Origin of the sequence: Nostoc sp. UIC 10630 (assembly GCF_010747425.1) — a bacterium.
In the GTDB taxonomy this organism is placed as follows: domain Bacteria; phylum Cyanobacteriota; class Cyanobacteriia; order Cyanobacteriales; family Nostocaceae; genus Nostoc.
Genome location: NZ_JAAGOG010000021.1, coordinates 1 through 16270, shown reverse-complemented (window position 1 = coordinate 16270; position 16270 = coordinate 1). Strand labels below are relative to the sequence as shown.

9 protein-coding genes, 1 tRNA gene and 1 pseudogene are annotated in these 16270 nt (G+C 40.7%); 8 read left to right on the top strand and 3 right to left on the bottom strand.

Annotated elements, in window-relative coordinates; genetic code table 11:
• Positions 1-43 precede the first annotated feature (43 nt).
• The 3 genes and pseudogenes from G1O98_RS08095 to G1O98_RS08085 all read right to left on the bottom strand — a co-directional run bounded on the left by G1O98_RS08095 (position 44) and on the right by G1O98_RS08085 (position 3139).
• A pseudogene (locus tag G1O98_RS08095) lies at positions 44-513 on the bottom strand (DUF29 domain-containing protein).
• 176 nt (positions 514-689) lie between these two features.
• Positions 690-1976, bottom strand: a complete 1287-nt coding sequence (locus G1O98_RS08090; RefSeq protein ID WP_163928302.1) for a bifunctional oligoribonuclease/PAP phosphatase NrnA — start codon at positions 1974-1976, stop codon at positions 690-692.
• Between the two features lie 665 nt (positions 1977-2641).
• Positions 2642-3139 (bottom strand): HNH endonuclease, encoded by a 498-nt coding sequence (locus G1O98_RS08085; protein WP_114083489.1) that lies wholly within the window; start codon positions 3137-3139, stop codon positions 2642-2644.
• Positions 3140-3532: 393 nt separating this feature from the next.
• On the opposite strand from G1O98_RS08085, the gene alr reads away from it, so the two are divergent.
• The 8 genes from alr to G1O98_RS08045 all read left to right on the top strand — a co-directional run.
• Positions 3533-4720 (top strand): alanine racemase, encoded by a 1188-nt coding sequence (gene alr, locus G1O98_RS08080; protein ID WP_163928300.1) that lies wholly within the window; start codon positions 3533-3535, stop codon positions 4718-4720.
• A 144-nt stretch (positions 4721-4864) separates the two neighbouring features.
• Positions 4865-4946, top strand: a tRNA-Leu gene (locus tag G1O98_RS08075).
• A gap of 909 nt (positions 4947-5855) precedes the next feature.
• The gene (locus G1O98_RS08070) at positions 5856-6923 is read left to right on the top strand and encodes a response regulator (protein ID WP_163928299.1); all 1068 of its coding nucleotides are present in this window, start codon (positions 5856-5858) and stop codon (positions 6921-6923) included.
• 68 nt (positions 6924-6991) lie between these two features.
• A complete protein-coding gene (locus tag G1O98_RS08065; RefSeq protein ID WP_012411883.1) occupies positions 6992-7369 on the top strand; it encodes a response regulator in 378 nt (125 codons plus the stop codon).
• A gap of 4 nt (positions 7370-7373) precedes the next feature.
• Complete coding sequence (locus G1O98_RS08060; protein WP_163928296.1) at positions 7374-7871, top strand: chemotaxis protein CheW; 498 nt, start codon at positions 7374-7376, stop codon at positions 7869-7871.
• Positions 7872-7931: 60 nt separating this feature from the next.
• The gene (locus G1O98_RS08055) at positions 7932-10754 is read left to right on the top strand and encodes a methyl-accepting chemotaxis protein (RefSeq protein WP_163928294.1); all 2823 of its coding nucleotides are present in this window, start codon (positions 7932-7934) and stop codon (positions 10752-10754) included.
• Positions 10755-10880: 126 nt separating this feature from the next.
• Positions 10881-13925 carry a hybrid sensor histidine kinase/response regulator gene (locus G1O98_RS08050; protein ID WP_163928292.1) on the top strand — a complete coding sequence of 1015 codons (3045 nt, stop codon included), beginning with the start codon at positions 10881-10883 and terminating at the stop codon, positions 13923-13925.
• Between the two features lie 389 nt (positions 13926-14314).
• A partial coding sequence (locus G1O98_RS08045; protein ID WP_163928290.1) for an NACHT domain-containing protein occupies positions 14315-16270 on the top strand: 1956 nt, incomplete at its 3' end.

The window sequence follows — 16270 nt, the reverse complement described above, 5'->3', positions numbered from 1 at the left end:
ATCATATTGAGCATATCTACACTTATACAAAAATTCTACATGTTTATTCGTCCGGGTTAGGATAAAAGTCTAAGTCTAAAATCTCATCAACAGAAAACGGACAAGCGATCGCAAAGTTATCCTCTGATAAACTTGTTTCCACCATTGCCTCTCGCCACGCTCTTTGATAGGTAGTATTTATCCACTCGGTATCATTTAAAAAACGCCGCAAGCTGGGACTTTCTTGCAGCAATTCATCTATATTCAGTCACTCACGGGTAATGGTGACTTGCCAACTGTGGCTACGACGTTCTGGCTGATACTTCCATGTCAACAAATGCGATAAGACTAACCGCAACGTACTTTGCAACGCCCGTTGTTGACTCTTACCAAGTCCACCACTTCCTCAATTAAGTGTTCTAAATCCAGCGTGTCCCATTGCTGCAATCGCAAAAGCTCTGCTGTCTGCTCTACCCAAGCATAAAAATCTTGCTCATACAAAGTTTGTAAGATTTGGAGTTTTATAGAATTCATGGCGCTCCTTCTTCACAAATAAATAAGTCGGCGCAAGTTAACTTTGATTTAGTTCAGCCTTCGTCATAAAATCCAAATTCCCGACTTTTATCAAAAATCGGGAAGGGATGTTATCTGAACAAACACTTGTACTGCTGCATTAGTTAGGAGTTCTCTCCATCTTCCTTTATCTTTCTCTATTCTGATTGAATTGGGTTATCTCTAGGATTAACCAACCTCAGCAGTTTTTGCTTGATTTGAGCGTCAAATACTTCCCACTTCATTTTCGCATAAGCGGAATTTTCGTTGCTGCCAGATAAGAAGCCCATCGGAATTTCAAAGCCACCTGCGCTTGTCCTTCCACCGCCAAAAAACCGCCCGGCGCTGTCTTGTCCAAAGGCTTCTTTGATGAATTCATCAGGGTCAAGGGTCAGTTTGCTGGTTCTCAGGGAACCGATGACTATTTCCAGTTCATCGTCTTCATCGTGAACAATGCCGTAAACTACGGCAGTGTGGACGTTTTCTTCGGTAACGAGAAAATCAGCCGCTTGGGGGATGGCATCGCGGTCGTCGTAGCGTAAGTAACCAACACCAGCAATGGAAAAGTTATTTTGAACGATGCGATTTTTTAGCGATCGCTCGATCACATCCATTACCCGCTTGGAACGGTTCGCCTGTAAAATGGCGTTTAGCAATTGGGCATCATAAAATCGGCTTAAATACGCAGCTGCCATAAAGTCTTCTTCTTGCGCTTGCATTAACCGATTTGTATCCGATCGCAAGCCGTGCATCAAGGCCGTTGCACATTTAACGTGTTGATTTATGCTGCTATCTAATGCTAGTAATCCCGTTTGGAGATATTGTGTAAAAATTGTTGCCGTCGCTCTTACATAAGGGCGGATATCCTCAAACTCTGATTGCAGATCGCCTTGGATACTATGATGGTCAACGAGTACCACTAGGGGAATTCCAGCTTGCTGCACTGCTGACAGTAGCTGTGAAGTAGTTCCCTGGTTATCAATTAATACAAAACCTTGATAAGATGACAAATCTTTAGTTTTCAAGGTTTGCGTTGTCCAGCGTTGGATAGGTAAGTTAGTCAGCCTTACCAAAGCTATATTTTCTTGATGGCTCAATGCACCAGCATAAATGATTTCGCATTTGATATCATATTGCTGGGCAATTAACTGATAAGCCCATGCACAAGAAAGGGCATCAGGGTCAGGAAAATCTTGCAAAATTACCAGTTGGCGATCGTGTCGATGTGCCAAAAGGGTTTTTTGCAGTTCTTCGGACTTTTGTTGTGCCAGAGAATTACCACGGTGACTAAGAAATATAGCTCCGTCACCTACCGATGGCGGTAATGATGGACTTTTAAATGCAATTTCCACTGGCGCTTTCTCGATTTCAGGTTCCTCTGGGTTTGGCTCTGCTGTGGTCAATGACAAACTCTCAAACTGAGTAACGGGAGAATTCAAGTACATAGGGAACTTTTTTAAAGTGTGAGGCTCCTTTAATTCAGAAATACTAAGATCAGCAATTCACTGAATTTAGCCACATTATTTTGATCTTCGCAAAAATATCAAGACATTGCACTATACATCTAAGTATATTTTTTGTCAGTAACAGCGCTTGATATCAATTAAATTCAACTAGAGGGTATATGAGTGCTGAAAACAAGCAAGTTTTGTATATCGGGCTGTATCTGGCAGCATAAATCTGTTTGAGGAGCTTTTTTCTCTTCCTTAAATTGAATCAGCAGGATTTTTATCTGAATTTTTTATCTGACTTAGGGTATACTTTCTATCTTATACTTTAGGGTTAGTCCTTGATCTTTCAAATATTCTTATGCTCAATAATCTCATTATTATGACTATTGAGCAATTAACAATTACTTTTAATTAACAACGCCTGTTTCTATCCCCTTTGAAAAGTCTCAGAATTCAGAGAGGATGCCTAAGAAAAGTTGAACCACGTACACAAGTGTATAGGCTTGAGCATTGACCATTGCGCCGGTCTACGAGACGCGATCGCCATTTTGCCAGCCATATAGCCGCCAAGTTTTCAACACTCCATTAGTAAAGCTGTTAGATTGAACCTAAAGCAATAAGGTGTTTCTTTTTTATCCTCTACTCCTCTGCGTTTTTGCTCAAAGCCCTATAACATACTTTTGCCACTCTGTATGCAGTCCACTCTTAAGATGTTTGCTGACCTCGAAATAGAGGCTGCTATAAGGTTGGCGGGGAGGATGGCGTAAAGGCATGTGAGCTTCATGGGGAGTCCGACTGCCTTTTTTCACATTGCAACGGACACAAGCTGTCACAATGTTCTCCCAGGCATCGCCCCCGCCGCGCGATCGCGGTATTACATGGTCTAGAGTCAACTCATCTCCTGTGTAACCACAGTATTGACAGGCATGACCATCACGGTGCAATATATTTCGGCGAGTTAGAGGAATTTCTTTATAAGGAACACGCACGTAATGACGTAACCGGATTACGGTCGGCAACGGAAAATCCGAGTACAAAAATTTACCGTTGTGTTCTACGCGTTCTGCTTTGCCCTTGATTAACAGAACCACAGCACGCCGCCAACTCGTTATATTGAGAGGTTCGTAAGATGCGTTTAAGACTAAAACCTTCCCCATTTATCTGCGCTCAGGGTATTAGCTTTACATAAATGTTAACACAAATACACCCTGCTAGGGAGATGAGAATAAATTATACTTTCGGCAGAATTCGGCAATTAATTTATGACTTAAGAGTTATGAGTGAAGAGCTAGGAGTTTGGAAGTAAAACTTCTAACATCAGACTAATAATTTTACGTAGATTAATGCGAATAACACAGCAAAAAACAGAGCTATAAGATTTACCTCTAACTCCCTACTCATAAATCTTAACTTTTAGTTTACTACTGCAACATCTTGTATCACTTCCAATATGAAGGTTAAACTTCCTATTTAATCTGATCTCGCTTTTAGGAGCGTGTATAGATAGATAACTTGAAAGTTTAGCCGTGGTGGGATAGGAGTCAGTACAAATGTTAAGTCGCAAACAAATCCCTGGTGTAGTTCCTAATCAGCAGTGCGACACCTACGCGTGGTTTTCGCAACGAGCTTGGGTAGAAATTGATTTGGGGGCGTTGTCGTATAACGTACAGCAATTGGTGCAGTTTTTATCGCCGCGTACCCAGTTGATGGCAGTAGTAAAAGCTGATGCTTATGGACATGGTGCGGTGACAGTTGCCCAAACTGTAATTCAATCGGGAGCTAGTTGGCTGGGAGTCGCTACAGTTCCAGAAGCTATTCAATTGCGAGAAGGCGGGATTGAAGCGCCCATTTTGATTTTAGGAGCAACTCATACACCAGAGCAGATTCATGCGATCGCACAATGGAAACTTCAGCCCACACTCTGTAGCCCTAAACAAGCTTTGGTATTTTCCAATATTCTGGAATCCATGAATCATGGTTCGCCAGTGCCCGTACACATCAAATTAGACACGGGTATGTCTAGGTTAGGAACTAATTGGCAGCAAGCAGGTGAATTTGTGCAATTAGTGCAGCGCCTACCACATCTATCGATTGCCAGTATTTATTCTCATTTGGCAACAGCAGACGATCCTGATACAACGGCAATGGAAGAACAGCATAGACGATTTGAGGAAGCGATCGCTCAAATCAAAGCAATGGGAATTGAACCACCTTGCTTGCACTTGGCAAACTCAGCCGCCGCACTTACAAATCCGGCATTGCATTACGACATTGTGCGAGTAGGTTTAGCTGTTTACGGACTCTACCCAGCACCGCATTTACAAAATGCGATCGACCTCAAGCCCGTTTTGCAACTTAAGGCACGAGTTACCCAAGTTAAAACAATTGCCGCAGGAACTGCTGTTAGCTACGGGCATAAATTTATTGCCCCGCGTGAACTTCGCCTCGCTGTTGTGGGAATTGGCTATGCTGACGGTGTTCCTCGCAGTCTTTCTAACAAAATGCAGGTGTTAATTCGCGGTCAGAGAGTGTCGCAAATCGGCACAATTACGATGGATCAGTTGATGTTGGATGTAAGTGCCATACCCAATATCCAAGAAGGAGAAGTAGTCACTTTGCTAGGGGAACAGGGAAAAGAACAAATTTCCGCAGACGATTGGGCAGAACAACTAAACACTATTTCATGGGAAATTCTCTGTGGGTTTAAGCATCGTCTGCCTCGTGTTGCGGTTATGTAATTGGGTATGGAGAAGAGGCAGAGGGGCAGGGAGCAGAGGGGGAAAGAGGTAATTTTTTATTCTCCCCATTGCCCCAGCAAGAACTGCTTCTTCCTCATTCCCTATTCACAAAAATAATTTCTTATGGTACGATAGTAAACTGATGCGGATATGGCGGAATTGGCAGACGCGCTAGATTTAGGTTCTAGTTCCGAAAGGAGTGAAGGTTCAAGTCCTTTTATCCGCATTTTTAATAAATTGGATTACTTTACCTAGGTTGGTAGTTATACTGTGCAGTGACTAATTTTTTTGTCAGTGACAGATTATTGTCATTCAGACAAATAGGTTAATCACGCGATAAATTAAATATAAATCATCATTTTTAATTGGTATCTGCCTAGTTCTGCTTTTCAACTTAGTATTTTCTAATATTTCCTCAGCACAAATTACAAATCCTATTCCTGATTTTCCTGTGAAAAAAATTATTGATAGCGCAGGTAATATCATCGAAAGTTCTCACGATGACGTAGTTATAGAATGGAAAACTACTAATCCTGCTGCTAATACTTTTTCTGGAACTTTTCGATAAATTCTGCTGATAAGGCTTTTGCAGCATCCACCGAGGTATGAACACTGAAATAAGACATACTATTATCTCTGTTCATGAAACTAAAACATATAAAAAATCAATTTATTATTATCAATAAACCAGTATTATTACTGTGGTCAAGTTGAAGTAACTCGATACAAAGTGGCTTCATCTAGCGTTTAGCTCCTTTAAAAATAGAGCTTACTTCAGTGTAAATACAGAAATTCAAATATATCACTATCTACAAAATCAGTATTATTCCTGTGGTCAGATGGGGGTTACTCAATGGAAAGTGGCTTCATCTAGTCTTGACATTTTTATGTCTTATTCTCGCAAGATGTTTATCAATCTCAGTAACAGTAAGTAAATTAATAACGATTTATGAATTTACTAAGATTTACTCATCTGAAAATAACGCTACTGTCGTTGAGTTGTACCACAAACCTAGATGTAAACTGATGTACTTTAAAATACAAAAGTTTGATGCTTTTTAGCTGATTTCAAATGTGGAATAACTCTATACGAATTTAGCCAACACGTATCGAATTTAGCTGAAGTAAAAGCAAAATGAGCACAACTCCTATAGGTAGCTACAGGTTGTTCCAGAAACTACATCCACTATCTCTGTTAGCACAATTAACCAGCCGCCGTGCTACAGGGTGCTTAAGCATATTTACTGGAATAGTTTCTTGGTCAATTTATCTAGAGGACGGTAAACTTACTTATGCCTCCTATTCAGATAAACTGTTTGAGCGGCTTGACAGTCACTTGCGACGCTTAAGCCAGCAGATTCCTGCTCTCAACAGCGCCACTCGCGTGCAAATGCGGCTGATGTTTGAGACGAAGGATGAACATCAATCAATACCTAATGCGGATTACCAAGCTATTTGTTGGTTAGTAAATCAGGATTATATTACTGCTGTGCAAGCAGCAAGCCTGATAGACGAATTGGCAAAAGAAGTACTGGAATCATTTCTGTGTTTAAAAGAAGGTAGCTATGAATTCAGCCCGGAAAGCTCTTTGGATGAACTACCAAAGTTCTGTCGCCTGGATTTGCGGTTACTTGTTGAACACTGTCAAAGACAGTTAAGAAATCGGCAAAATATCCAGTCATCAATTCCGTCTGGTGCAGGTTCCCAAGTTTTATCTAAAATACAACCATCTCAAATTCAGCCACCAATACAAATAAAACTTGGGCAAAATTTGCCAATATCAATCAACTTTGACATGCCTGAAAATAATAAAACTAATCAACTACCTGCTGCAAAAAAACTATATACAATTGCCTGCATTGATGATAGCCAAACAGTTTTAAATTCTATTAAACACTTTTTGGATGAAAATACATTTTCTGTTGTTATGATAAACGATCCGGTGAAAGCTTTAATGCAGATTTTGCGGAGTAAGCCCGATCTGATTTTACTAGATGTTGAGATGCCGAGCTTAGATGGTTATGAGCTATGTTCCTTATTACGAAAACATTCAGCTTTTAAATACACACCTATCCTTATGGTGACTGGTAGAACAGGATTTATTGACAGGGCAAAAGCGAAAATGGTTAGGTCTTCAGGATATTTGACTAAGCCTTTTACACAATCAGAATTGCTAAAAATAGTTTTTAAACATCTTGGTTAATTTTACTAGTAACCAATAACTATAAGCAAATTTAATCGCCTTAAGTTATTTTTTAGGAGATTTATATAGTGAGTCTGACTTTACTTGGCACAATTCTGATTGTAGAAGATTCTCCCAGTGAATTGGAATTAATGAGTCATTATCTCAAAGAGAGTGGTTATAACGTAATTAAAGCAAGTGGTGCAAAAGAGGGTTTAGAAAAAGCTGTGTTAGAAAAACCAGATGCGATCGTTACTGATGTAGTAATGCCAGAGATGAGCGGATTTGAATTGTGTCGTTCTCTGAGAAGAAATCCGATTACTGCAAAAGTGCCGATTGTGATTTGTAGTTCTAAAAACCAAGAGATTGACCGTTTATGGGCAATGAGACAAGGTGCAGATGCCTACATAACTAAACCTTACACCCGCGAACATCTCCTACGTACTATTAAATCGGTAGTAATTTGAATCAATGACTAGTACAAACATTCCACTTCCTCTAAAACCAAATCAAAATAATTTAGCAGACAGTTATCTAAAGTTTCAGCTAAATCAACAGACTGCTGCTGTTTTATCAATGAAGCATACGCAAGAAGCAATTCTTGTACCTATTGAATCTGTAACCTCAATGCCTAATATGCCCACCTGCATATTAGGATTAATGAATTGGCGGAGTCGGATAATTTGGGTAGTTGATTTGCCAAGAATGCTAAATTTAGAATCTCTAGATTATCGACTACGGCAATACAGTACGATCGTTATCCAAGTAGAATCATTGGTGCTAGGTTTAGTTGTGCAAGAAATCAAAGGTACAACTAAGTTCATTGCTGATGAAATTCATTCTCCTATAGGACAAGTGGCATCCAGTTTGGTTCCTTATTTATGTGGCTGCGTTGTCCAACAAGAAGAAATCTTGCTGGTATTAGATGCACAGGCAATTGGGCAGTCTTCTATTCTCCGCAGTGATTAAAATGTACTACTAAAAAGGATTTTTAGTGTTCTTATTCACATAGTTAAGAGAACTATTTTTATGTTTAATAAAACCAACACAAATCAAAGTAGCAGCGCTCAAAATAGAGCGTCGCTGATTTCATCCCAAAAAATAACTAGTGGTGTCATAAAGCTACCAACTAAGAATACTAGTAAAACTGCTAATAATTCTTCGCTAAATCAGGCTTTTGCCTTTTTTACAAAACTCGGATTGGCTAAGAAGGCGACTATTTTAGCGATCGCAATCGGTACAATACCAGTATTGGGCATCGGTGCGATCGCTTTTACTTTTGCCAACAAGTCCATTACTAAGCAAATTACCCAGTCTCAACAAGCTGAAGCAACTGGTTTAAGTGATAAAATTAACCGCTTTATGCTGGGGCGCTACGGGGATATTCAGGTAATCTCAAGTTTGCCTTTTTTGACAAGTTCCCAAGGTAGTACCAGCAATTCACAGAAACAAGCAGTTTTAGATCGAATTGTCGAAGCTTACAAAGCTTATGACAGCGTGGCTGTTTTTGATCGTCAAGGTAACTTGATTGTCCAATCCACAGGCGAACCCCTGGAAAATCAAAAAGACCTTGCCTACTTTCAAGACGCTTTACAAAAAGATACTCCTGTCATCAGTAAACCAGAAGCAGTAAAGAATACTGGTGTAGTGAGTATTTATATAGCTGCACCTGTGAAAGAGAAAAGGACGGGCCAAACCATTGGCGTGGTAAGAGCGCGGCTGCCTGTAACATCTTTAGAAGAAGTCATCAAAAACTACGTAGCCAATGGACAACAATATCAGTTGCTTGATGCTTCAGGAACAGTTTTCTTGAGTCCCCAAAAGGGATTATTGGGGAAAGAGGCAAAGGGAGAGTATGCTAATTTACCTAAACTGCTGACAGCAAACAAGGTAGATAGTTTTATAGATGTTCCTAAAACTGACAAAAAACAAAAATTGGTCAGCTACGTACCAGCAACCAAACTAGATGGCTTACCTGATTTAAACTGGCAAGTGCTTTTGTCCACAGATACTGCAACTGTATTTGAGCCGCAAAGACAATTGTTGTGGACTATAGCGATTGGTACAGCACTGACAGCATTAATTGTGGGTGCGATCGCATCTTGGTTAGCTAAACTTACTACACTGCCAATTCTCACTGCAACTGCGGCATTAGCAAAGCTTGGTCAAGGTAAATTCAATACCCGTGTGGAAATCGAAAGAGAAGACGAATTAGGGGTATTGAGTGCAAATATCAACCTGATGGCCGAACAATTGCAAGTCTTAGTTAAAGAACAGGAAATAGACGTTGAAGGGACAAAATTACTAGCAGATATTACCTTACAAATTCGGAGAAGTCTGAAAACTGAAGATATTTATCACGCAGCAGTGAAAGAAGTTCAGCAAGTTCTAAAAACAGACCGGGTAATTATTTATAGCCTGAATTCAGATAATCGGGATGGCGTTGTTGTTGCGGAATCGGTAACTGGTAATTGGCCGGAAATGCTTGGAGTGAAAATCGACGATCCTTATTTTCGGGAACGTTATATAGAAACCGAGCGCGATGGACAGGTGCAAGCAGTTGCAGATATTCATCAAGACCAAAGTCTGAAAAATGCCAACAGTTACATTCGACTATTAGAAAAATTTGCCGTCAAAGGTAATTTGGTTGTACCAATTCTTGCTCAAGAAAAACTTTTAGGCTTATTAATTGCTCATCATTGCGAAACCCCACGTGTTTGGCAACAGCCGGAAATTGACTTATTTCAACAGATAGCAACTCAAGTCGGCTATGCCTTAGAACAAGCCAAGTTATTAGAGGAGATAGAACAAGTTAGGAATATTGGAATCACCGATTCTGACGATGAACGGCATCAAAAAGAAACACTGCAACAACAACTTTTAGAACTACTCAACGACGTAGAAGGTGCAGCCAGAGGCGACTTGACAGTACGTGCAGACGTGACGGCTGGAGAAATCGGCACTGTTGCCGACTTTTTCAACTCAATTGTCGAAAGTCTCCGCGATATTGTTACCCAAGTTCAAAAAGCTGCCACCCACGTTAATACTGCCATTGGTTCTAACGAAGGAGCAATGCGCCATTTAGCAGAAGAAGCACTTACGCAAGCTGCCGAAATCAACCGCACCCTAGATGCTGTTGACCAAATGACCCAATCCATGAAAGCTGTAGCCGAAAGCGCCGAAAAAGCTGCTTTCGTTGCCAATCATGCCGCTAACACTGCTACCAAGAGTGGACACGCGATGGATTTGACAGTACAAAATATCCTGTCTTTACGGGAAACTGTGGGTGAAACTGCTAAGAAAGTGAAACGTTTGGGAGAATCTTCGCAACAAATTTCCCGTGTAGTTTCCTTGATTAACCAAATCGCCATTCAAACTAACTTACTAGCCATTAACGCCGGCATTGAAGCGGCGCGCGCAGGTGAAGAAGGTCAAGGTTTTGCCGTAGTTGCTGAAGAAGTCGGCGAATTAGCAGTCAGGAGTGCCGCAGCAACCCAAGAAATTGAACAAATTGTTGAAAATATCCAACGAGAAACCAGTGAAGTGGTTCAAGCGATGGAAATAGGCACTACCCAAGTGGTAGAAGGGACTCTAATTGTGGAGGAGGCTAAACAAAGCCTGAGTGAAATTTTGGATGTATCGCGTCAAATTGACTCTTTAGTACAGTCGATTTCCACTGCAACTGCATCTCAAGTTGAAACATCACAAAGTGTTAGCCAATTGATGAAAGATATTGCTGCTATATCACAACGTACCAGCGATTCTTCTCGTCAAGTTTCCGAATCTCTACAACAAACGGTGGAGATTTCTCAACAGTTACAAGAGACTGTCGAGGCTTTCAAAGTTAGTTAATTTTGTCATTTGTCATTTGTCCGTTGTCATTTGTCCGTTGTCATTTGTCCTTTTACTAATGACTAATGACCAATGACCAATGACCAATGACTAATGACCAATGACCAATGACTAAGGACAAAAACCATGTTACAAGACAAAGAATTAGAAATCCAGATGCAGTTTCTGGAAGAAGCAACTGATTACTTAAATACCTTAGAAGGGGTATTGCTAGAAATTGATACTACTAACCGCATTGATTTAGAGAAAATCAATGCTGCACTCCGAGCCGCTCATTCCATTAAAGGTGGCGCGGGGATGATGGGATTTAAATCGCTAAGTCATTTATCCCATCGTTTGGAAGATTCCTTTAAAGTTTTAAAAACGAAAAAAAATTCTCTAGAAATTGACACCCAGTTGCAAAGTTTATTGCTATCTGGAGTTGATTGGCTGCGTCAGATTGTCGAATTGCTTGCAGAAGGAAATGTTGTTGAAGATGCGTGGTTAGCAACCTTTTGTTACCCAGTTTTTGATGAGTTGCACGATCGCTTGGGCGACCCCACTCCAGAGGATGCCTCATCTATGCTATCCCCAGAGGATGGACAAGACGTTATCCCCTTGCTATTTGCCACAGAAGTAGAAGAATGTTTGCAGCGTTTAGAATCTATATTGGCAGATAGCGAACAGCCTGGTTTGCATGAAGAAATTGTGATCATGGCAGCTGAATTGGGCGGTTTGGGTGAAATGCTCCAGTTGGCAGCCTTTACCAAGCTTTGTGAGTCAGTAACGCAGCAATTGGACACGGTTAGCAGCAATCGCATTCCCGAAATTGCCCAATTAGCATTGCAAGCATGGCGGCGATCGCAAGCTTTGGTGCTGACAAATCAACTAGATAACTTACCTACAGAAATTGATTTTGCTAGTTATACGCAATCACCGCTACTATTACCAGCAGCAGAAGTAATACCACAGCTTCCCATCGCACACATAGATATTGCCCTGCCAGAAGCAGTGCCAACACCTGTTTGGCAGCCAGAAAATACTAGAGAAAATTGGACTAATGATGAAGCTTTGACGCATCCTAGCACAGGTATCGCTGCTAATTTTACATTTGTAGATGCAGAATTTGCAGATGATGTTAATTCTATTAATGTTACAGAGCAAAATCCCATATTTGCTAGAGAAAATAATCCTGCCGATGCTAAATCTAGCGAAGGAAAAGGAGAGTCAAACGGCGTTGTTAAAGATCGGGAAATTCATGAAAATAGCGTTCGAGTTCCCAGTAAACAACTAGAGCAAATTAATGATTTATTTGGCGAACTGATTGTTCAGCGAAATGGCTTAAACTCGCAACTAGAAAGATTACGCAAACTCGTCCGAAACCTGAATCAGCGAGTACAAGTTCTCGACCGAGAAAACCAGGATTTGCGTATAGCTTATGACAAAATTTCTACTCAAGCTGCTGGACTACGGGTACAAGCTGAAAATGGCCACCAAGCACAAGGCACAGACAGAGGATTTGATGCCTTAGAAATGGATCGCTATAACGATTTAAACCTGCGATCGCAGGAAGTTATGGAAACCATTGTTCAGGTACAGGAAGTTACAACTGATGTGCAACTCAGTGTAGATGATACAGACCAAATCGCTCGTAAAATCAACAAAACATCCAAACAGTTACAGACAAAGTTAAATCACATCCGAATGCGGCCACTGTCCGATTTGACTGAACGTTTTCCTAGAGCCTTGCGCGATTTAAATGTAGAGTATGGGAAAAATGTTCAGTTAAAAATTGAAGGTGGTAACACTTTAATTGAACGCAGCATTTTAGAAACATTAAACGAACCTTTAATGCATCTCTTAAGGAATGCTTTCGATCATGGTATCGAAGACTCTGGCACTCGTCGTCTTTTGGGTAAACCAGAACAAGGATTGATTGAAATTACAGCTAGTCACCGCAGTAATCGCACCCTGATTACCATCCGAGATGATGGATGGGGCATTTCTCTAGAGAAAATTCGCACCCGCGCCTTAGCTATGGGATTAGATGCTTCTCTACTCGCTAATGCTAGTGATGAAGAACTCTTATCACTAATTTTTGAACCAGGTTTTACCACTTCTGAGCAAGTTACAGCATTATCTGGTCGAGGTGTCGGCATGGATGTAGTTCGTAACAATCTCAAACTAATTCGAGGAGATGTGAAAGTTGATACGGAACCAGGAGTTGGTACTACCTTCACCCTATCAGTACCATTTACACTTTCTGTTGCGCGAGTTCTGCTAGTAGAAATCAACAAAATGCTGTTGGCATTTCCTACAGATGTCATTTCAGAAATATTCTTACTCCAACAAGAGCGAGTTTTCCAAATGGCAGGTAGCGAAGTTCTAAATTGGCAAGGAACCATGCTGCCACTGATTCGCCTAACTCCTTATTTAGAGTTTAATTGTCTGCGCTACGATACTTCAGAATTAGAAACTCCGGCAGCAATTAATGCTAACAGTGTATTAGTAGTCAAAGGGAATAATCAGCCAGTAGCAATTCAAATAGACCGTTGCTGGGGTGAACAAGAAGTTGCTATTCGCCAAGTTGAGGGAAATATACCTTTACCGGAAGGCTTCAGTAACTGCACAATTCTCGGTGATGGTCGAGTAGTGCCACTCGTTAATGTCAATGAATTGCTGTATTGGATTGCTACAAATCGCCGGACTCCTAAAGGTATTCAATTACCATCAGTAAGATTAAAAACACCATTCCTAATATTTGATGAAAATAAAATATCAGCAGCATCAGTTAAGCAAAAAGGCACAATTTTAATTGTAGATGACTCGATTAACGTTCGCCGCTTTTTAGCCCTGACTCTTGAAAAAGGAGGGTATCAAGTAGAGCAAGCTAAAGATGGTCAAGATGCTTTAGAAAAACTCCATAATGGATTGAGAGTTGAAGCGGTAATTTGTGATATTGAAATGCCTCGTCTTGATGGCTATGGCTTTTTAGGTAAGGTTAATTCAGACGTTGATACAAAAAATATTCCAGTTGCAATGCTGACTTCTCGTAGCAGCAATAAACATCGGCAACTAGCTATGCAATTGGGGGCACGGGCTTACTTTTCTAAACCTTATAACGAGCAAGAATTACTCCAAACACTGGAGGAAATAATTCGTAACGTGGGAGAAAAAGCAGCGTCTAATTAATAATTCATAATTTGAAACAAGAATGCGACAAACAAACTATTTGTAGAGACGCGATTCATCGCGTCTTTACCCAAGGATGTGTTGCTATGATTAATTAAATTTGTATTAGTATCCTGGCGACTATAAGTCGCGGCTATACAGACAAAACCCGCCTGCGCGGGTTAAAAAACTGAATTTATATCACAATACGCTTGGGGTTTTGAGATGCGATAAATCGCCGTCTCTACAATTGTTTTGGTTTTATCTGAACTGTATTTATTGATATCACTAATAATCGCCTAGCTTTTTCGTGATACTATTTGTGCCAATTGAAATAATCTCTACATCAACTCAGTTTGTAGTGAATTTATGGTAACTGTAACACTGACGGCTGTTGCTACTGCGATCGCATGGGATTAATTGAGCGTAAAAAACAATCTAAGCGTCAAGGTGATATTTCTCCAGAACAGGGGTCAGAACTGTACAAGGAGACAGAAATCACCAAAACATTTGATCATGATGCTTTTCTTGAAGAAGTTCTCAAACAGAAGAACACGCCTAAAAGTCAAGGTAAGCGAATTGCAATTATTGGCGAACCAGGAGCAGGAAAGACAACACTGTTACAGCAGATTGCTGATTGGGTATCTCGTGAGATTCACCAGTCGATTGTCATTTGGGTATCTTTAGCAGATTTGCGAGGTCAGGAACTAAAATCTTATCTGTTTGAAACTTGGTTGACTCAGGTAGCTGAGAAAATAGGTAAAGCTGAAGCCACTAAGCAACTGAAGGATGATTTTGTTGCTCTGTTTAATCAAAAGAATGTCTGGCTGTTGTTAGATGGGTTAGATGAAATGTCTGCATCTAATCCTCTAACAGAGATTGCACGGCAATTTCGTGAAGGGGGGTTAATTTCCCAAGTGCGAATTATGCTGACCTGTCGGGTTAATTTGTGGGATGGCAGCAGTAATGCACTTGATGATTTTGATACCTATCGCAGTTTAGATTTTTCTTATCCAGAACAGGTAGAGAGATTTATTCACAGATGGTTCGCTGCTATTCCTGAAACTGGAAAGCAGTTATGTACTGCGTTAAAAGAATCAGGTAAAGAACGGATTCAGGATTTAGTGAAAAATCCTTTGCGGTTGACGCTGCTGTGTTTAAATTGGCAATCGGGAGATGGTAAATTACCCGGTACTCAAGCGGGACTTTATCAGCAATTTGTTGATGACTTTGACAAGTGGAAAAAAGCCGAATTTGTGACAAACTCTAAACAGCGTCAGCAACTTAATATTAAATTGGGAGAATTAGCTAAAGCAGCAATAGATAAAGAAGAAAGCCGTTTTCGCTTGCGGCAGGATTCTGTTACTCAGTTTTTGGGTGATGCTGATGATGAAAATTCGCTGCTGAAATTGGCACTAAATCGCGGCTGGCTAAACTGTGTCGGGATAGATACGAATAGAAAACCTGTTTACGCTTTCTTTCATGCCTCATTTCAGGAGTACTTTGCTGCTAAAGCAATTGATGACTGGCGTTTCTTTCTCAACCACGTTCCTAAAAATCCCAGTGAAGGAACTTATCGCATCTTTGAACCGCAATGGAAGCAAACAATATTACTTTGGCTAGGGCAACCAGAAGAAAAACTCAAACAGCAACAGCAAGAGTTTATCGATGCTTTAGTTAATTTTAAAGATGGATGTCAAAAATGTTATGAATATCGCGCCTATTTTTTAGCTACCGCAGGAATTGCAGAGTTTAGAAATTATTCTAGAGCAGATGAAATAATAGCGCAAATTATCAAGTGGACAATTGATAAAGTTGATAGTTATAGGCTGAGTTTAATCCAAGGCGAAGCTGGGTCAGCACTGCAACAAACAGACCGTACAAAAGCGATCGCCGCCTTGGTACAACTGCTGCAATCAACAACTGTGGATGACTCTACCGCTAGGTATGCAGAACGCTTAGGGAAAATCGGTACTGGCAATAAAATTGCGATCGCTGCTTTAGTCCAACTGCTGCAATCAACTACTGTGGACGACTTCACCCCTATGTTTGCAGCATATAGCTTAGGGAAAATCGACCCTGGCAATGAAATTGCGATCGCCGTCTTGGTGCAACTGCTGCAATCGAATAATCTGGATGTCTCCAACCGTGGGGAAGTAGCAAAAATGTTAGGGGAAATCGGTATAGGCAATGAAATTTTGATCGCCGCCTTGGTGCAACTGCTGCAATATAATCTGGATGGCTACACCCGTTGGTATGCAGCAGAATGCTTAGGGGAAATCGGCACAAGCAATGAAATTGCGATCGCCGCCTTGGCGCAACTGCTGCAATCAATTACTGTAGATGACTCCACCCGTGACAAGGCA

What these genes read in the sequence shown, in the direction of transcription:
- alr (WP_163928300.1), top strand. Translation starts at nt 3,533, where the DNA reads ATGTTAAGTCGCAAACAAATCCCTGGTGTAGTTCCTAATCAGCAGTGC.
- G1O98_RS08060 (WP_163928296.1), top strand. Translation starts at nt 7,374, where the DNA reads ATGACTAGTACAAACATTCCACTTCCTCTAAAACCAAATCAAAATAAT.
- G1O98_RS08085 (WP_114083489.1), bottom strand. Translation starts at nt 3,139, where the DNA reads ATGGGGAAGGTTTTAGTCTTAAACGCATCTTACGAACCTCTCAATATA.
- G1O98_RS08050 (WP_163928292.1), top strand. Translation starts at nt 10,881, where the DNA reads ATGTTACAAGACAAAGAATTAGAAATCCAGATGCAGTTTCTGGAAGAA.
- G1O98_RS08070 (WP_163928299.1), top strand. Translation starts at nt 5,856, where the DNA reads ATGAGCACAACTCCTATAGGTAGCTACAGGTTGTTCCAGAAACTACAT.
- G1O98_RS08055 (WP_163928294.1), top strand. Translation starts at nt 7,932, where the DNA reads ATGTTTAATAAAACCAACACAAATCAAAGTAGCAGCGCTCAAAATAGA.
- G1O98_RS08090 (WP_163928302.1), bottom strand. Translation starts at nt 1,976, where the DNA reads ATGTACTTGAATTCTCCCGTTACTCAGTTTGAGAGTTTGTCATTGACC.